General features: G+C 57.9%; 16 protein-coding genes and 1 pseudogene. 16 read left to right on the forward strand and 1 reads right to left on the reverse strand.

The window, feature by feature from the left end; all coding sequences use genetic code 11:
* Window positions 1–146: 146 nt before the first annotated feature.
* Together otsB and otsA are read left to right on the forward strand one after the other, a co-directional pair.
* On the forward strand, window positions 147–947 hold the full coding sequence (gene otsB, locus AB8W27_RS07970) for a trehalose-phosphatase (protein WP_007769773.1): 801 nt from the start codon (window positions 147–149) through the stop codon (window positions 945–947).
* Entirely contained in the window at window positions 922–2346 is a 1425-nt protein-coding gene (gene otsA / locus AB8W27_RS07975) for an alpha,alpha-trehalose-phosphate synthase (RefSeq protein WP_015741654.1), read from the forward strand. The genes otsB and otsA overlap by 26 nt, the downstream gene beginning before the upstream one ends.
* A 43-nt stretch (window positions 2347–2389) precedes the next feature.
* Here the strand turns inward: otsA and uspC are convergent, their stop codons facing one another.
* Window positions 2390–2812, reverse strand: a complete 423-nt coding sequence (gene uspC, locus AB8W27_RS07980; RefSeq protein WP_015741653.1) for a universal stress protein UspC — start codon at window positions 2810–2812, stop codon at window positions 2390–2392.
* 814 nt (window positions 2813–3626) lie between these two features.
* Between uspC and flhD the strand changes: the two genes are divergently transcribed.
* The 14 genes and pseudogenes from flhD (at window position 3627) to AB8W27_RS08050 (ending at window position 18647) form a co-directional block, all read left to right on the forward strand.
* Entirely contained in the window at window positions 3627–3977 is a 351-nt protein-coding gene (flhD, locus tag AB8W27_RS07985; RefSeq protein WP_015741652.1) for a flagellar transcriptional regulator FlhD, read from the forward strand.
* Between the two features lie 3 nt (window positions 3978–3980).
* A complete protein-coding gene (gene flhC / locus AB8W27_RS07990) occupies window positions 3981–4562 on the forward strand; it encodes a flagellar transcriptional regulator FlhC (RefSeq protein ID WP_015741651.1) in 582 nt (193 codons plus the stop codon).
* A gap of 131 nt (window positions 4563–4693) precedes the next feature.
* On the forward strand, window positions 4694–5581 hold the full coding sequence (gene motA, locus AB8W27_RS07995) for a flagellar motor stator protein MotA (protein WP_007769777.1): 888 nt from the start codon (window positions 4694–4696) through the stop codon (window positions 5579–5581).
* Window positions 5578–6509 (forward strand): annotated as a pseudogene (gene motB / locus AB8W27_RS08000) (flagellar motor protein MotB). The gene motA and the pseudogene motB overlap by 4 nt, the downstream one beginning before the upstream one ends.
* 10 nt (window positions 6510–6519) lie before the next feature.
* On the forward strand, window positions 6520–8526 hold the full coding sequence (gene cheA, locus AB8W27_RS08005) for a chemotaxis protein CheA (protein WP_041923687.1): 2007 nt from the start codon (window positions 6520–6522) through the stop codon (window positions 8524–8526).
* Window positions 8527–8554: 28 nt separating this feature from the next.
* Window positions 8555–9058, forward strand: coding sequence for a chemotaxis protein CheW (gene cheW, locus AB8W27_RS08010; RefSeq protein WP_004384891.1), 504 nt, complete (start codon window positions 8555–8557; stop codon window positions 9056–9058).
* A 394-nt stretch (window positions 9059–9452) separates the two neighbouring features.
* Window positions 9453–10019 carry a spore coat protein U domain-containing protein gene (locus AB8W27_RS08015; protein ID WP_007769792.1) on the forward strand — a complete coding sequence of 189 codons (567 nt, stop codon included), beginning with the start codon at window positions 9453–9455 and terminating at the stop codon, window positions 10017–10019.
* 86 nt (window positions 10020–10105) lie between these two features.
* Window positions 10106–10594 carry a spore coat U domain-containing protein gene (locus AB8W27_RS08020; protein ID WP_015741647.1) on the forward strand — a complete coding sequence of 163 codons (489 nt, stop codon included), beginning with the start codon at window positions 10106–10108 and terminating at the stop codon, window positions 10592–10594.
* Between the two features lie 16 nt (window positions 10595–10610).
* Complete coding sequence (locus AB8W27_RS08025) at window positions 10611–11369, forward strand: molecular chaperone (protein ID WP_015741646.1); 759 nt, start codon at window positions 10611–10613, stop codon at window positions 11367–11369.
* On the forward strand, window positions 11348–13735 hold the full coding sequence (locus tag AB8W27_RS08030; protein ID WP_041923685.1) for a fimbria/pilus outer membrane usher protein: 2388 nt from the start codon (window positions 11348–11350) through the stop codon (window positions 13733–13735). Before AB8W27_RS08025 ends, AB8W27_RS08030 begins: the two co-directional genes overlap by 22 nt.
* On the forward strand, window positions 13732–14685 hold the full coding sequence (locus AB8W27_RS08035) for a spore coat U domain-containing protein (RefSeq protein ID WP_041923684.1): 954 nt from the start codon (window positions 13732–13734) through the stop codon (window positions 14683–14685). Before AB8W27_RS08030 ends, AB8W27_RS08035 begins: the two co-directional genes overlap by 4 nt.
* Before the next feature lie 96 nt (window positions 14686–14781).
* Complete coding sequence (gene tar, locus AB8W27_RS08040; protein WP_041923683.1) at window positions 14782–16452, forward strand: methyl-accepting chemotaxis protein II; 1671 nt, start codon at window positions 14782–14784, stop codon at window positions 16450–16452.
* 282 nt (window positions 16453–16734) lie between these two features.
* Window positions 16735–17601 (forward strand): protein-glutamate O-methyltransferase CheR, encoded by an 867-nt coding sequence (cheR, locus tag AB8W27_RS08045; protein WP_015741641.1) that lies wholly within the window; start codon window positions 16735–16737, stop codon window positions 17599–17601.
* Window positions 17598–18647 carry a chemotaxis response regulator protein-glutamate methylesterase gene (locus AB8W27_RS08050; RefSeq protein WP_007759975.1) on the forward strand — a complete coding sequence of 350 codons (1050 nt, stop codon included), beginning with the start codon at window positions 17598–17600 and terminating at the stop codon, window positions 18645–18647. Before cheR ends, AB8W27_RS08050 begins: the two co-directional genes overlap by 4 nt.
* Window positions 18648–18650: the final 3 nt, after the last annotated feature.

Here is an 18650-nt window from a genome sequence, read left to right on the forward strand (position 1 = left end):
ACGCCTTCCGACCTGTTTTTTCAGACAGTCGGAAGGCGTTGCCGAATGGCGACACTCGTCACACTGTCTATACTTACACGGTCAGTAAAACTATCAGATAACCTCAGGGTTAGCTGTTTAACCCGTAAGGATAGGAGGAAACACTGGTGGACGAAGTGTTAGCAGTACCGCCCGTAGCCCGCGATAATCTTGCCTTTTTTTTCGACCTTGACGGCACGCTTGCCGACATCAAGCCGCATCCCGATCAAGTGTTCATCCCCTCCGATGTTCGTCGCCTGCTGCAAAAACTCGCCGACATGAATGACGGAGCCCTGGCATTGATTTCAGGACGTTCCATGACGGAGCTGGACCAGCTTGCCGCGCCGCACCATTTTCCGCTGGCCGGGGTCCACGGTGCCGAGCGTCGTGATATCCGTGGTCAGAGCCATGTCGTGTCGCTGCCGGAATCGCTGGTAGAGCATCTGCATCAGCGTCTTGAAGCGGCGCTCTCACAGATGCCTGGCACCGAGCTTGAGGCAAAAGGGATGGCGTTTGCGCTGCACTATCGCGGCGCGCCGGAGTATGAAAACCAGATTTTGGCGCTGGCGGAAGGCATCGCCAGCGAACATAAGCAGCTGGGGCTGCAACCGGGCAAATGCGTAGTGGAGTTAAAACCGCTGGGCATCAATAAAGGCGCGGCTATCGAGGCATTCATGAATGAAGCGCCGTTCGCAGGCCGCGTACCGGTATTTGTGGGTGACGATCTCACCGACGAAGCCGGGTTTTACGTCGTAAACCAGCTTAATGGCATTAGCGTGAAAGTCGGGCAGGGGGACACCCAGGCGAAGTGGCAACTTGCCGATGTCCCGGCGGTCCACGCGTGGCTGGAACAATTAGTTCAAGAACAAGAAAAAAAAACGTCAAATAAAAGGAGAGAAGGCTATGAGTCGCTTAGTCGTAGTATCTAATCGTATCGCCCCGCCGGATGACAAAAAGAGCAGCGCGGGGGGCCTCGCGGTAGGGATACTGGGAGCGCTGAAAGCAGCAGGCGGCCTGTGGTTTGGCTGGAGCGGTGAAATCGGCAATGAGGATGCCCCGCTTAAAAAAGTCACCCGTGACAACATTACCTGGGCGTCATTTAACCTGAGCGAACAGGATCACGACCAGTATTACAACCAGTTCTCCAACGGCGTTCTGTGGCCTGCGTTCCACTACCGTCTGGATCTGGTGAACTTCCAGCGTGAAGCGTGGGAAGGGTATCTGCGCGTCAACAGCCTGCTGGCGGATAAGCTCAAACCGCTGATTGAGCCTGACGATAACCTGTGGATCCACGATTACCATTTGCTGCCGTTTGCAAGCGAGCTGCGCAAGCGCGGCGTGAATAACCGCATCGGGTTCTTCCTGCATATCCCGTTCCCGACTCCGGAAATTTTCAACGCGCTGCCGCCGAATACCGAGCTGCTGGAGCAACTGTGCGATTACGATCTGCTGGGCTTCCAGACGGAAAATGACCGTGTCGCCTTCCTGGAATGTCTGGCGATGCATACGCACCTTTCCACCAGCAACGACGGCGACCATACCGCTTACGGTAAAACCTTCCGCACGCAAGTCTATCCGATTGGTATTGAACCGGAAGAGATTGCGCAGGCCTCCGCAGGCCCGCTGCCGCCGAAGCTGGCCCAGCTTAAGGCTGAGCTTGCCAGCGTGAAGAATATCTTCTCCGTGGAGCGCCTGGACTATTCCAAAGGGCTGCCGGAGCGTTTCCAGGCGTTTGAGACGCTGCTTGAGAAATACCCTGAGCACCACGGTAAAATCCGCTATACCCAGATTGCGCCGACGTCGCGTGGCGATGTCCAGGCGTATCAGGATATTCGTCATCAGCTGGAGACCGAAGCCGGGCGTATCAACGGCAAATATGGTCAGCTTGGCTGGACGCCGCTCTATTACCTCAATCAGCATTTCGACCGCAAGCTGCTGATGAAAGTCTTCCGCTACTCCGATGTGGGCCTGGTGACGCCGCTGCGCGACGGGATGAACCTGGTGGCGAAAGAGTACGTGGCGGCGCAGGACCCGAAAAATCCGGGCGTGCTGGTGCTGTCTCAGTTTGCCGGCGCCGCCAATGAGCTGACCGCCGCGCTGCTGGTTAACCCTTACGATCGCGATGATGTCGCGGCCGCGCTTGACCGTGCGCTGAAAATGCCGCTCGCCGAGCGTATCGCGCGCCACAGTGAGATGCTGGAGATTGTCCGTAAAAACGACATCAACCACTGGCAGGAGGCCTTTATCCAGGATCTAAAGCAGATATCGCCACGCAGCCCTGAACGCGAGCTGCAGAATAAAGTGGCGACCTTCCCGAAACTGGCCTGACGGGCCATCTCGCCCTCCCGGGCGCCCGCCCGGGGACGCCATACTAATCGAGCGCCACCAGCAGAAGATCGGTTCTGCTGGTGGCGACGATTTTTTTCGCTGAGCACAGCGCTTTGCTGAAAAAACTGTGGTTGTGATTCCCGCAAATCACCAGGTCGATGTCATCTTTCTCACATATATCCTGAATATATTCTCCGAGTTCACCACTGGCGATGATGGTTTTTGCGATCGGGTATCCGGCCCCGTTTTTCAGGGCTTCCAGGAACGTTTGTGTCTCCTCATACATGACGTCGCGCAAGTTTTCGAGCATTGGGGCTGACATTTGATTAAAGAGTTCCGGATCTGTGGCGATAGTAATAAGGGTGATACTGCCGTTTACCGGTTTCACAAGAGAAACCGCCCGCCTGATAAGGCGATGACTTTCGGGCGTAACAGCCACGGCAACCAGTACATGGGAATAGCTCATAGTGATGTCCTTTCGCCAGAGAAAACTGCAGGAAGCAGCAATGATGAAATAGTACGACGGACGTGCCACGAAAGAATGTGAAGCCGCTTTAAGAACGGTGAAACGCCTCTTCTGAATACATTAGGTATTCTTATCAAAGGAATAATTTAACCATTATTTCTGTCTGGTAACATCTTGTAACTTCGCCGTGAGGCGCGCCCTGACACAAATTTCCTGGCATTCCGTTCAAAATAACATCATTAGCATGCTTGCATTTCTTTGAAGCAACTCACTGTTTTTATTCATTAAGTTGATTTAAGTACTCCTCGAATAGTACTGTTTCTTTTATAGTGACTTTACGTGATCAGGTGATGTCAAATAGTTACGAAATGAAAGTATGACCGGATGCTACATCCTAGTTAAGGATGAATGAATATTCGGAATTTTACGCATTGCAAGCCGCTTGATTGTCTATTTTTTGTACAAAAGAAAAGCGATTCTGATGGTTTTTTAGTGACTTTTTCCGAAAATGTGTGATACTCGTCACACTTTTTCCAAATTCTCTTCATAAGCACATTGTGTGAACGGTGTCCGCCGAGTACGATTTGCTCGATTTAGGAAAAATCTTAAGTAAGTGTAAGGAAATGATGAAAGGCGTGCACGGAGCCTGCCAGGGATAACTCGAATTTGACGGGAACAATGTTTCACCGACAAGTCTGGTTTCACCGATGCATTTTGGCCGTAACGATTTATTTTTTTACCGGGATTTGCCCGGCGACATCACGGGGTGCGGCGTAGCCGCGTTAAAATAATAGTTTGTTATTGGATGGGAAAAATGCATACATCCGAGTTGCTGAAACATATCTACGACATCAACCTGTCATATTTGTTGCTTGCACAGCGCTTGATTAGTCAGGATAAAGCGTCTGCGATGTTTCGCCTGGGTATCAGCGAAGAGATGGCGTCCACGCTTGGCGACCTGACGCTTCCGCAGATGGTGAAACTGGCTGAAACCAATCAGCTTGTCTGTCAGTTCCGCTTCCAGGATCATCAGTCGATTACGCGTTTAACACAAGAATCACGCGTAGACGATCTGCAACAGATCCACACCGGTATTTTGCTCTCCACGCGTCTGCTCAACGAGGCCAATGGCACCGAAGACGTCGCCAGGAAGAAAAGGGCGTAATCTATGACCGACAAGAGCATTGTTCAGGAAGCCCGTGATATCCAGCTCGCCATGGAACTCATTACCCTTGGCGCACGTTTACAGATGCTGGAAAGTGAAACGCAACTTAGCCGCGGTAGACTCATCAAACTTTATAAAGAGCTGCGGGGCAGCCCGCCGCCAAAAGGTATGTTGCCCTTTTCCACGGACTGGTTCATGACCTGGGAGCAGAACATCCACGCATCGATGTTCTGTAACGCATGGCAGTATCTGCTGCGCACCGGGTTATGTTCAGGCGTTGACGCTGTTATCAAAGCGTACCGTCTGTACCTGGAGCAATGCCCGCAAGAAAATGACGCAGGCCCGCTGCTGGCGCTGACTCGCGCCTGGACGCTGGTCCGCTTCGTGGACAGCGGAATGCTTGAATTATCTCGCTGCAACAGCTGCGGCGGCAATTTTGTTACCCATGCACACCAGCCGGTTGGCAGCTTCGCATGCAGCCTGTGCCAACCACCGTCTCGCGCCGTAAAAAGACGTAAACTTTCGCGAGATGCTGCCGATATTATTCCACAACTGCTGGATGAACAGGTCGAACAGGCCGTTTAACCGGATAGGTGTGGAAAACCACTCCAGCAGCGGCCCAAAAGGCCGCTGCTTTTTTTTTCCTAACTTAAACCGGCAACGTTTTCTGCTCACCTGAACGTCCTCGCCATAGCCAACAGCGGAAGGATGATGTCGTGCTGATTTTAATAGGTTACCTGGTCATTCTGGGAACAGTCTTCGGTGGATACATGATGACCGGAGGGGAGCTTGGTGCACTCTATCAGCCTGCTGAATTAATTATCATCGGCGGAGCGGGTGTGGGTGCGTTTATCGTCGGTAACAACGGGAAAGCGATTAAGGGCACGGTAAAAGCGTTGCCGCTGCTGTTTCGCCGTTCGAAATACACCAAAAGTATGTACATGGATCTGATGGCACTGCTGTACCGCCTGATGACCAAATCGCGCCAGCAGGGCATGTTCTCGCTGGAGCGTGATATCGAGAACCCGAAAGAGAGCGAGATTTTCACCAGCTACCCGCGCATCCTCGCGGACAACACCATGCTGGAGTTCATCACCGATTATCTGCGCCTCATCATCAGCGGCAACATGAACACGTTTGAGATTGAAGCGCTGATGGACGAAGAGATTGAAACGCACGAAAGCGAGGCGGAAGTGCCGGCTAACAGCCTGGCGCTGATGGGTGACTCGCTCCCGGCGTTCGGGATTGTGGCGGCGGTTATGGGCGTGGTGCATGCGCTGGCCTCCGCAGACCGTCCGGCGGCGGAACTCGGCGCGCTTATCGCGCACGCGATGGTGGGGACGTTCCTCGGCATCCTGCTGGCGTACGGCTTTGTCTCGCCGCTCGCCACCGTGCTGCGTCAGAAGAGCGCTGAAACCACCAAGATGATGCAGTGCGTGAAAGTGACGCTGCTGTCGAGCCTTAACGGTTACGCGCCGCCTATCGCCGTAGAGTTTGGTCGTAAGACGCTCTATTCGAGCGAGCGTCCGTCCTTCACCGAACTGGATGAACACGTTCGCGCGGTGAAATCGCCTAACCAGCAGCAGGTGACAGAAGACGCATGAAAAACAGCAACCACCCCGTCGTTATCGTAAAAAAGCGCAAGCATAAAGGGCACGGCGGCGGTTCGCACGGCTCCTGGAAAATCGCTTACGCCGACTTTATGACAGCCATGATGGCCTTCTTCCTGGTGATGTGGCTTATCTCCATCTCCAGTCCGAAGGAACTGACGCAGATTGCGGAATATTTCCGCACGCCGCTGTCGGCCGCCATCACCGGCGGGCATCGCATCGCGGATAGCGATAGCCCGATTCCGGGGGTGGGGATGATGTCACGCAGACGCAAGGCGAAGTGAAAAAACAAGAGCCGAATATTGATGAGCTCAAAAAACGCATGGAGCGTAACCGCCTGCAGAAACTGCGCGGCGATCTGGATCAGCTGATCGAGGCCGACCCGAAACTGCGCGCGCTGCGCCCGCATCTGCGCATCGATCTGGTGCAGGAAGGGCTGCGTATTCAGATTATCGACAGCCAGAACCGCCCGATGTTTAAAACCGGCAGCGCCGAAGTCGAGCCTTACATGCGCGACATCCTGCGCGCCATCGCGCCGGTGCTGAACGGAATACCGAATAAAGTGAGCCTGTCAGGCCACACCGATGACTTCCCGTACGCGAATGGCGAACGCGGTTACAGCAACTGGGAACTCTCGGCAGACCGCGCTAACTCGTCGCGCCGCGAGCTGGTTATCGGCGGGCTTGATGATGGCAAAGTTTTGCGCGTGGTCGGCATGGCCGCCACGATGCGCCTGGCGGAGAAAGGTGCGAATGAAGCCCTGAACCGCCGCATAAGTTTGCTGGTACTTAACAAGCAATCGGAAGATGCCATCGTGCATGAAAACGCCGAAAGCGAAAATGAGTCACTGAGCGTATTACAACAACCGGGCGCCGTCCCCCCGGCCTCAAACCCAACACCGTCCCAACCGGTTACGAGGTGATAGCGTGAGTATGGATATTAGCGATTTTTATCAAACATTTTTCGATGAGGCTGACGAACTGTTAGCTGACATGGAGCAGCATTTGCTCGATCTGGTGCCCGAGGCGCCGGATGCCGAACAGCTAAATGCCATATTCCGCGCCGCACACTCTATTAAGGGTGGTGCGGGGACCTTTGGCTTCACCATCCTGCAGGAAACCACCCATCTGATGGAGAACCTGCTGGATGAAGCACGTCGGGGTGAAATGCAACTCAACACCGACATCATCAACCTGTTTTTGGAAACCAAAGATATTATGCAGGAACAGCTTGACGCTTATAAAAGCTCTTCGGAGCCGGACGCAGCCAGCTTTGAATATATCTGTCAGGCGCTGCGCCAACTGGCGCTCGAAGCCAAAGGCGAAGCGCCTGCGGCGGCGGCGAAACTTTCTGTTGTCGAAACCGAATCCGCTGCGCCTGCCGCAACCACGGATGGCGGCAAGCTGCGCATAAAGCTTGGCAAACTCAAAGGCACTGAGACGGAACTCTTGCAGGAAGAGCTCGGCAATCTCGGCGCCTTAAGCCAGATTGAAAAGGGTGAGGATTATCTGGTCGCCACCCTCGAGACCAGCGCCAGCGCGGATGACATCACCGCGGTGCTCTGCTTTGTCATCGAAGGCGATCAGATTGAATTCCTGCCGCTGCCCGCCGCCGAAGCAGCGCCTGCCGCGCCGGCTGAGCCGGAGGTCCAGGCAGCGCCTGCGGCCGTCGCGCCGGTTGCCGCACCGGTAGCCAAAGCGCCTGCCGCCAGCGCGCCGCGCGCCGAGCAGAACAAACCGGCCCGCGAAAAAGAAAACACCAGTATCCGCGTGGCCGTAGAGAAAGTTGACCAGCTGATTAACCTGGTGGGCGAGCTGGTGATTACCCAGTCTATGCTCCAGCAGCGCTCCAATGAGCTTGATCCGGTCACCCATGGCGACCTGATCACCAGCATGAGTCAGTTACAACGTAACGCCCGCGATCTTCAGGAATCGGTGATGTCCATCCGTATGATGCCGATGGAATACGTCTTCAGCCGCTTCCCGCGTCTGGTTCGCGATCTGGCAAGCAAGCTTGGCAAACAGGTTGAACTGACGCTGCAGGGCAGTTCCACCGAACTCGACAAGAGCCTGATCGAACGCATTATCGACCCGTTAACGCACCTGGTGCGTAACAGTCTTGACCACGGTATCGAGTCGCCGGAAAAACGCGAGGCCGCGGGTAAATCCCAGGTAGGCAACCTGATCCTCTCCGCAGAGCATCAGGGCGGCAATATCTGTATCGAAGTGACCGACGACGGCGCAGGCCTGAACCGTGAGCGTATTCTGGCGAAAGCGATGTCTCAGGGCATGGCCGTCAGCGAAAGCATGACCGATGAAGACGTGGGCATGCTCATCTTCGCCCCTGGCTTCTCCACGGCGGAGCAGGTGACCGATGTTTCCGGTCGTGGCGTCGGCATGGACGTGGTGAAACGTAACATTCAGGAGATGGGCGGCCATGTTGAAATCGCTTCCCGTCAGGGCCAGGGCACAACAATCCGTATCCTGCTGCCGCTGACGCTGGCGATCCTCGACGGCATGTCGGTTAAGGTAAACGAAGAAGTCTTTATTCTGCCGTTGAACGCGGTAATGGAATCGCTGCAACCGCGTGAAGAAGATCTGCATCCGCTGGCAGGCGGCGAGCGCGTACTGGAAGTGCGCGGCGAATATCTGCCGCTGGTTGAGTTGTGGAAAGTCTTTGATGTGCAAGGGGCGAAAACCGAAGCGACGCAGGGCATTGTCGTTATCCTGCAAAGCGCCGGCCGCCGTTATGCACTGCTGGTCGATCAGCTGATTGGTCAGCACCAGGTCGTCGTGAAAAACCTTGAGAGTAACTATCGCAAGGTGCCGGGTATTTCGGCCGCCACGATTCTGGGCGATGGTAGCGTGGCGCTGATTGTTGATGTATCCGCGCTGCAAAGTTTAAACCGTGAGCAACGTATGGCGCCGACCGCCGCCTGAAGCCACTATCGTAGAAAAGGTAAGTAATATGACCGGTATGAGCAACGTCACTAAACTGGCCGGCGAGCCGTCTGGCCAGGAGTTCCTGGTATTCACCCTGGGCGACGAAGAATATGGTATCGATATTCTGAAAGTGCAGGAAATCCGCGGTTACGATCAGGTAACCCGCATTGCCAACACGCCGTCTTTCATCAAAGGCGTGACCAACCTGCGCGGTGTTATCGTGCCTATCGTTGACCTGCGCGTGAAGTTTGAGCAGGGCGATGTGGAATACAATGAAAACACCGTGGTGATCGTTCTGAACTTCGGCCAGCGTGTGGTCGGCATCGTGGTTGACGGCGTCTCCGACGTCCTGTCCCTCACCGCCGAACAGATCCGCCCGGCGCCGGAATTCGCTGTGACGCTCTCCACAGAATACCTGACCGGCCTCGGCGCTATTGGCGAACGTATGCTGATTCTGGTACACATTGAGAAGCTGCTCAACAGCGAAGAGATGGAGCTGATTGACAGCGCAACCGCCCGCGTGGCGTGACAACAAGAAAAGCAGTGGCACGGGGCGCGTAAGCGCCCCTTTTTTTCGCCTGCTATCCGGGAACATCGCGTCGGGCCGCGCCCTGCGTCGCGAACAAGGAGCAGGCGCTCTGGAAGGAATTGCCGTTTAAAACGTGATGAATGTCACATATAAATCAATATATCATTTGCCATTTACATTCTGAAATCTCAAAAACTGTTTAACTGGTTGTTATCATTGTTGTTTATCTCCTCTCACTCAGCCTCACTGATACTTTTTACAACTTTTGTGATGTTTTGAAACATAAACTAAATTTCAGATTAGCGTCTCGTCTGACGCGCTGCGCTTTATGGTTCAGGTGGTCATCCCGGTCCGGCACAGCATCACTTCCGTTGAGAGTTTGAGGATAAACACGATGAAAACACGTCTGTTAGCGGTTATCTTCGGTGCCGGCATGATGCTGAGCGCGCCGGTAAGCTTTGCGGTCACCAGTAGCGGGACCATCGGCGCAACCTTAACGCTGACTAATGGTTGTCTGATCAACGGCTCGCCGAGCCAGAACGGGATTAACTTCGGTACCCTGAACTTCGGGACCAGCCCGGCCACCTTCTCCACATTGACGACTCAGCTGGCCGGCGCAGGCGGCGGCAACACCTTCTCTATTCAGTGCACCACGCCCGAATACACCGTACAGATAACGGGCAGCACCAATCAGGCCCCAGGCACCGTCGTCGGTACGCCAGGGACGCCGGGGCGTTATCTGGTCAATACCACCAACACCGCGCAGGGGGTGGCCTACAGCCTCTACAGCGATAGCGCCTTCCAGAACGTTATCGCCAATAACGCCTCCATTCCGGCCGCCTCAACCACGGGCGGGGTAAGCAACTACACCATTTATGGCCGTATCCAGGGCGGCGGTAACAGCGTCACGGTCGTACCGGGCACTTACACTGACACCATTAACGTCAGCGTCACGTACTAAGCGCCAGCAGAACCACGATGAGGATGAAGGGCAACCGGGTGCGGTTGCCCCTGGAGAGCGCTGTGCGGCGCATTCTGTGGGGAGCCATGGGTCTGTTCGGCGTCGCTTGCGGCGGCGCGCAGGCTGTGACGACGCAGTCGTTTCAGGTGAGCGCCGCCATTGCCGCTGGCTGCTCCGTCACCACTGGTGCCGGCGGCGTGATGGGAACGCTTAATTTCGGCACCCGCAGCGGCGTGGAAAGCACGCGCGTCAGCACCAGCTTTGTCCCGTCCTCTTCATTACTGCTCGCCTGCACGCCAGGCGTGGCGCTCAGCATGAGCATTGACGGCGGGCAGAATTATGGCTCCTCGGTGCGCAATATGGTGCGCGGCGGCGGCACCGAGCGGGTGCCGTATCGTCTCTATACGTCGAGTTCGTTAAATGCGACGAGTGAAATCGGCGTCAACCAGGCGGTGTCCATCGCTTACAGCAACAGCAATAACATTTCGCTGCCTCTCTTTGGCGCAGCGCAGCTCACGGGCTTTAGCCCCGCCGGCAGCTATACCGACACGCTGACGGTGACATTATCATGGTGATACAGGGAGAGCAGACATGATGCAAGGCGCAACGTCTCTCAGGCGGCTCGGACTGGCCGCCGCGTTTTGGCTGGCCACAGGCAGCGCCTGGGCCGCCGGTAATATGCTTATCTGGCCTATCGATCCTTACCTCGCGGCAGACGACAACGCCGCAGAACTGTGGATACAGAATCAGGGCGCCACGCCAATGACCATGCAGGTGCGTATCGTGCGCTGGCGGCAGGAGGGCGGCAACGAGCGCTATCAGCAACAGCAGGATGTCGCGGCAAGCCCGCCCATCGTGCGCATCGACGGCGGCAAAAAGCAGTTAATCCGCCTGATAAGCCAGGCTCAGGTACCGGCAGGCGTGGAGCAGGCTTACCGTATTGTGGTCGATGAGATCCCGCAGCCGACCGATCCTGGCAAACCGCAGCTCGGGCTGAAGCTGCAGATGCGCTACTCGATCCCGCTATTTGTCTATGGCCAGGGCGTCGCCACCGAGCGCGCGGGCGCCCATCACGCTTATCTGCAGCCGGAAAACCTCTCCTGGCGCGTGGTCAGGGAAAACGGCCAGCCCGCGATTGAAATCACCAACCGTGACCAGATCCATGCGCGGATCAGTAAAGTGACGGTGCAGCAGGGCGGCAAGCCGCGCGTGCTGGCGGAAGGGTTACTGGGTTACGTGCTGCCAGGGCAGTCGCGCGTTTTTGCTCTGCCCGCCGGTATATCGCAGCCCACGCAGCTTAGCGCCTCCGTCAATGCCCGCGAGGGGACATGGCAAGCCGCCGCCCGGTGAGTCGGGGGGTGATAATCAGCCTGCTGTGTGTCGTCTCTCCCGCCGTAAACGCGCTGGACGGAGACGATGCGCTGCCGCCGCCGCCGGACGCGCAGGCTATCGACCGCCAGGCGGTGTTTCACCTGTCGCTGGTGGTGAACTATTACGATACCGGGCTGGTGGCGCCGGTGACGCGGCGCGGCGGCGCCATGTGGGTCTCGTCGGCGGATCTTCAGCGCGCCGGGCTGCCGGGCGATAAAATCCCGCAGGGCGAGGTGAATGTCGATGCGCTCCCGCAGGTGAAGAGCCGTTATGACAGTACCGGCCAGCGGCTCTTGCTGACCGTACCCGCCGACTGGGTGCCTGCGCGTACCGTAGCGCTCGGCGAGCAGGAGCGGCGGGTGCGGCCGCGCGCCAGCAACGGCGCGGTGCTCAATTACGATTTTTACGCCAGCGACACCAATCACGGCCTGCGCCAGGCGTCGCTCTGGCACGAGATGCGCCTCTTTGGCAACGCGGGGTCGTTCTCGTCCACCGGGGCGTTACGGGAAGTCTTTCGCGGCTATCCGGGCCAGGATGAAGGCTATATGCGCTACGACACGATGTTTAACAGCACCAACGACGACAATGCCTGGAGCTGGTCGCTGGGCGATGTGATAAGCGACAGCCTGAGCTGGAGCAACAGCGTGCGCATGGGCGGCATCTCGGTCGGGCGCGATTTCTCGCTGCGCCCCGATCTCATCACCTATCCGCTGCCCGCTTTTTCCGGCGAGGCGGCGGTGCCGAGCACGGTCGATGTGTTTATCAACGGCTACCGCTCCGGCTCCACCGAGCTCGCCCCCGGCCCGTTCACGCTGACCAATCTGCCTTATATCAATGGCTCCGGCGATGCGGTGCTGGTCACGACCGACGCCCTGGGCCGTCAGGTCTCCACCACGCTGCCATTCTATGTGGCAAGCGAGCTGCTCAAGCCCGGCTTAAGCGACGGCTCGTTCAGCGCGGGCGCGCTGCGCCGCAATTACGGCGTGAAAAATTTCGATTACGGCCCGGCGGCGGCGAGCGGTTCCTGGCGCTACGGGGTGACGGATTTCTGGACGCTGGAGACCCACGGCGAAGCGGCGGAAAAACTGAAACTCGGCGGCGTCGGGTCGCTGGTGAAGCTTGGCCGCTTCGGCGTGGTCAACGGCGCAGGCAGCTGGAGCCAGATGCGTGATAACAGCGGCCAGCAGTGGAACTGGGGTTATCAGTACAACACGGCGGGCTTTAGCCTTTCCACGCAGCAGACCCGCCGCACGCGCGGGTTCGGCAACCTGGCGCTCTACGATCAGCCCGTGCGCTACGATCAGTATCAGGAGCCTATCATCACGTTAAGCCGCGCCACCACGCAGTATGCGCTGACGCTCAATATGGACGCGGCGGGCAGCGTCGGCGCGGCCTGGCTTGATGTGCAATCATTCAACCGCGACCACACGCGGCTGCTGAACGTCTCCTGGAATAAAACGCTGTGGAACAGCAGTCTCTATCTGGCCGCGAGCCACGACTACGAGGAGCGCGACTGGACATTCGCGCTCTCGTTGCAAATTCCGCTCGGTGCGCAAAGTTCTGTGGCGATCAGCGCCGAAAACACGCCGCAGGGCGGCTCGACCCAGCGCGTTAACGTGAATAGCGCGATGCCAAGCGACGGCGGTTTTAGCTGGAACCTGGCGTATGCGAATCAGTCGCGCGATGACAACTATCAGCAGGCCACACTGGGCTGGCGCAATAACCACGTCGAGACGCAGGGCGGCATCTACGGTCAGTCCAAAAACTTCACGCGCTGGGGCGAGGCCACCGGCTCGCTGGTGACGATGGACGGCGAGCTGTTTGCGGCCAACCAGATTAACGACGCTTTCGCGGTAGTCAGTACCGAAGGGCAGCCGGGCGTGACGGTGAACTTTGAAAACCAGCCGATAGGGGAGACCGACGAGGAGGGCTATCTGCTGGTAAGCGGGGTGACATCCTACTACCCGGCGACCTACAGCATCGACGCGCTGAATCTGCCCGCCGATACCCGCATTCGCGATACCGAGCGGCGCCTCGCGTTGCGGCGCAACAGCGGTTATCTGGTGACGTTCCCGATGGAGCAGGAGCGCGTGGCAAGCGTCATCCTGCATGATGAAAACGACCAGCCGCTGCCGGTATCAAGCCAGGTGTTTCGCGACGATCGCCCGACGGCGGTCGTGGGCTATGACGGCATCGCATGGATTGAAGATATCGGTGAAGTTAACCCGCTGCGCGTCATGAAGCCTGACGGTAAAACGTGCCGCGTCACCCTGACGGTCGGGGCGAACCGCACGCATCGCCTGGAAACCTATGGTCCGCTTATTTGTCGTGAGGTTGCGCCATGATTCGTCTGCTGCTGGTCATCGTCTTGTCTCTTGTCAGCCTGCCTGCGCTCGCGGAGTGCCGCGTCAGCGGCACCAGCGCCGCTTACGGCAGCCAGACGTCCTTTGTCATCAACAGCGCCGTACAGACCACCACGGCGACGCTGACGCTGGACTGCGACTCGGTGCTGAACGTGCTCAATAATGACTTTGTGACCCTGACGTTGACCGGCGCCACCACGACCTCCGGCACCCGCGCCACGCTCGGGCGCAGCGGCGATACCACCGACCGTATTCCGCTCCAGGTGTGCGCCCAGAGCGGCTGCCCGTCCGGCAGTGAGCTTGCCATCAATGGCAACTACCGCTGGACCGGGCAGTCGTTACTGAATCTGTTAACCAGTAAACGCTATACCTTCCCGATTTACCTGCGCACGCTTCAGGGGCAGAACGTCGCGGCAGGCGCCTATCAGGTGACGCTCAACTTCAGCGTTAACTACAGCATCTGCGCGCTGGGCGTCGCGGTCTGCCTGACCCCGCAGAACGGCACCACCACCTTTACCAGCCTGGTAACGCTCACCGTCACCAACGATTGCAGCACCATCACCGCGCCGAACCTTAACTTCGCCAGCGCGCCGCTGGTAAAAGACTTCGCGCCGGTATCGCAAACCATCGCTATCACCTGCACCAAAGGCAGCGCCTATACCGTCGGCATCAATAACGGCAACAATGCCGTGGGTAGCGTGCGCAATATGGCGAGCGGGGCGAACCGGCTGAGCTATGAGATTTATAAAGGCAACACCACGAACCGCTGGGGCGTCAGCGGCACCGAACGCTGGGCCAGCGCCAGCGCCTCGCAGGTCAGCACCGACGGCCTGCTGAAATCCTATCAATACACGGCGCGTATCCTTGCGACCCAGAACACGCCGCCCGCCGGGAGCTACACCGATACGCTGGTGGTGGACGTCGCCTTCTGACCCCGCCGCCGACTAACGCAAATTTCCTTTACACAACGATAAAGTTCCCCCAGGCCATGCCGATAACCCCTTCAGGAACCAGAAGGAAGGTGTCGCATGTTGAATCGTATCCGCGTTGTCTCACTGCTGATGATGGTGCTGGTGGTGTTCGCACTGCTGCAATTCATTTCCGGTGGGGTGTTTTTTTCGTCGCTGAATGAAAACCAGCAGAGTTTCGCCGCGTCGCACCAGTTGCGACTGCAACAGGCGCAGCTCAACCAGTCGTGGAACCTGCTGCTGCAAACCCGCATCAACTTAAGCCGTTCGGCGGCGCGCATGATGATGGACGCCAGCAACCAGCAGAGCAGCGCGAAAACCGATCTGCTCAACACGGCGAAAAAAGTGCTGGCTGAAGCGGATACCCATTTCAGCGCGTTTAAAGGCGTAAAAGTGGATGTGCCGGAAATCAACGCCGTCGCAGGCGACGTTGAGCAAAGCTATCGCGACTACTACCAGGCGCTGAGCGAACTGGTGCAGTACCTGGAAACCAGCAACATGGACGCCTACTTCGCGCAGGCGACCCAGGGCAAACAGAACGCGCTGGAAAAAGCCGTCACCCGTTATGACGACGTGAACGTGCGTCTGGCGCAGCAGGCCTGGGACGAAAGCCGCAGCGATTTCCGTCTGGCCCAGTGGCAGACCGCCATTCTGGCCGTGCTGGTGGTGCTGGTTATCGCGCTGGTGTGGTACGGCATTCGCCACGTTCTGCTGACGCCGCTGGCGAGCGTTATCCACCACATTCGCGAGATAGCGGGCGGCAACCTGACTGAAACCATTACGGTCTCCGGCCGTAACGAGATTACGGAGCTTTCCGCGAGCGTTCAGCATATGCAACAGGCGCTGATCCAGACGGTAAGCAGCGTGCGTGAAGGCACTGATGCGATTTACAGCGGCACCAGCGAAATCGCCGCGGGCAATACCGATCTCTCTTCACGTACCGAAGAGCAGGCCTCGGCGCTGGAGCAGACGGCCGCCAGTATGGAAGAGCTGACCGCGACCGTGAAGCAGAACGCCGAGAACGCCCGTCAGGCGTCGCAACTGGCGCTGAGCGCATCGGATACCGCGCAGCGCGGCGGCAAAGTGGTGGACGGCGTGGTGAACACCATGCACGACATCGCCGCCAGCTCGAAAAAGATTTCTGACATTACCAGCGTCATTGACGGCATCGCCTTCCAGACCAACATCCTGGCGCTGAACGCCGCGGTGGAAGCGGCGAGGGCAGGGGAGCAGGGCCGCGGATTCGCGGTGGTGGCGGGCGAAGTGCGTAACCTCGCCAGCCGCAGCGCCCAGGCCGCCAAAGAGATTAAGGCGCTGATTGAAGATTCCGTCTCACGCGTCGATTCCGGCTCCGTACTGGTAGAAAGCGCGGGCGAGACGATGCAGGAGATTGTCGGGGCGGTAACGCGCGTGACCGACATTATGGGCGAGATCGCCTCCGCCTCCGACGAACAGAGTCGCGGCATCGATCAGGTGGCGCTGGCCGTCTCCGAGATGGATCGCGTTACGCAGCAAAACGCCTCGCTGGTGCAGCAGTCTGCCGCTGCCGCGAGCGCGCTGGAAGACCAGGCAAGCCGTCTGTCGCAGGCGGTCGCCGCCTTCCGTCTCGCCAGCGCGCGTGCTAACGCCCCGCGTAGCGAACCCGCGGCCGCGCCAGTGAGCGCAAGCCCGGCGCTCGCGGCGGCAAGCAAACCGGCCGTCGCAGGCCAGGATAACTGGGAAACATTCTGAACAGACTCCGGCGTATGACCGGCTAAGGAAGCAGGCATGTTGTACCAAAGGGGAACGCTGTCGGAAGGGTTTTTGGGATCAGCGCGCAGCGCTAAAGCAGGGGACGTACTGCGCAGCACGTCCGTGCAAACGAACAGAATCAGATGCGCGCTGCACGGCGCGTCTGAGATGAAAAAAGATTCAGTCTTAAACCTTGAACACGGCTTTTGTAAGCGTAACAAGATGGCCGCACCACCCTGAGCGTGGTGCCAGTAACACTCTGACTGTGAAGAAGAAGGCAATATGACATCATCCATGCCTGCTGGGCAAACGTCATTATTAGTACAGATGACACAGCGCCTCGCGCTGTCCGACACCCACTTCCGTCGGATATGTCAATTGATATACCAGCGCGCTGGGATCGTGCTGGCCGAACATAAGCGAGATATGGTCTACAACCGTCTGGTTCGACGTCTGCGTACGCTCGGGCTGGATGATTTCGGACGTTATCTCAGCATGCTGGAAGCCAACGCGAACAGCGCCGAGTGGCAAGCGTTTATCAACTCGCTGACCACGAACCTGACGGCGTTTTTCCGCGAGGCGCACCATTTTCCGGTTCTGGCGGAGCACGCGCGTAAGCGCAGCGGCGAGTACCGTATCTGGAGCGCCGCGGCATCGACCGGCGAGGAGCCTTACTCTATCGCCATTACGCTTGCCGATACGCTTGGCACCGCGCCGGGCCGCTGGAAAGTTTACGGCACGGATATCGATACCGAAGTGCTGCAAAAGGCGCAAAGCGGCGTTTACCGGCAGGAGGAGTTGAAAACCCTCTCTCCGCAGCAGATGCAACGCTATTTTATGCGCGGCACAGGTCCTCACCAGGGGCTGGTGCGCGTGCGTAACGAACTGGCGAACCAGATTGAGTTCGCCTCGCTGAACCTGCTTGATAAGCAGTACAACGTACCAGGGCCATTTGATGCGATTTTCTGCCGCAATGTGATGATTTATTTCGATAAAGAGACACAGCAGGAGATCCTCAAACGCTTTGTTCCGCTGCTGAAGCCGGGCGGTCTGCTGTTCGCGGGCCACTCAGAAAACTTCAGTAACCTCAGTCGGGATTTCTCGCTGCGCGGTCAGACGGTGTATGCCCTGAGTAAGGAAAAAGAATGAGTAAAATCAGAGTGTTGTCAGTAGATGATTCGGCGCTGATGCGTCAGATCATGACCGAAATTATCAACAGCCACAGCGATATGGAGATGGTGGCGACAGCGCCGGACCCCCTGGTGGCCCGCGATCTGATTAAGCAGTTCAATCCGGATGTGTTAACGCTGGATGTCGAAATGCCGCGTATGGACGGCCTCGATTTCCTGGAAAAACTGATGCGTCTGCGTCCGATGCCGGTGGTGATGGTGTCGTCGCTGACGGGCAAAGGGTCAGAAGTCACCCTGCGCGCGCTGGAGCTGGGCGCCGTGGATTTCGTGACCAAGCCGCAGCTCGGCATCCGCGAAGGGATGCTGGCCTACAGCGAACTGATTGCCGATAAAGTGCGTACCGCATCGCGCGCGCGGATCTCCGCCCGCATGCCGGACGTGGTGCCGAAAACGCTGAAAGCAGGCCCGCTGCTGAGCTCGGAAAAACTGATTGCCATCGGCGCCTCCACGGGCGGCACCGAAGCTATCCGCCATGTGCTCCAGCCGCTGCCGCTCTCAAGCCCGGCGGTGCTGATTACCCAGCACATGCCGCCAGGTTTTACCCGTTCTTTCGCCGAGCGACTGAACAAGCTGTGCCAGATTAGCGTGAAAGAAGCCGAAGACGGCGAGCGCGTGCTGCCGGGCCATGCTTATATCGCCCCGGGCGATAAGCATATGGAACTCGCGCGCAGCGGCGCTAACTACCAGATCAAGATCCACGACGGGCCGCCGGTTAACCGGCACCGTCCGGCCGTGGATGTGTTGTTTCACTCCGTAGCCAAACATGCGGGGCGCAATGCGGTGGGCGTGATCCTCACCGGGATGGGCAACGATGGCGCGGCGGGAATGCTGGCGATGCACCAGGCGGGCGCCTGGACCATTGCCCAAAACGAAGCGAGTTGTGTGGTGTTCGGCATGCCGCGTGAGGCCATCAATATGGGTGGCGTCAGCGAAGTCGTCGATCTAAGCCAGGTCAGCCAGCAGATGCTGGCGAAAATCAGTGCCGGACAGGCAATACGTATTTAACGA

This window comes from Cronobacter turicensis (assembly GCF_041222865.1).
Taxonomy (GTDB): domain Bacteria; phylum Pseudomonadota; class Gammaproteobacteria; order Enterobacterales; family Enterobacteriaceae; genus Cronobacter; species Cronobacter turicensis.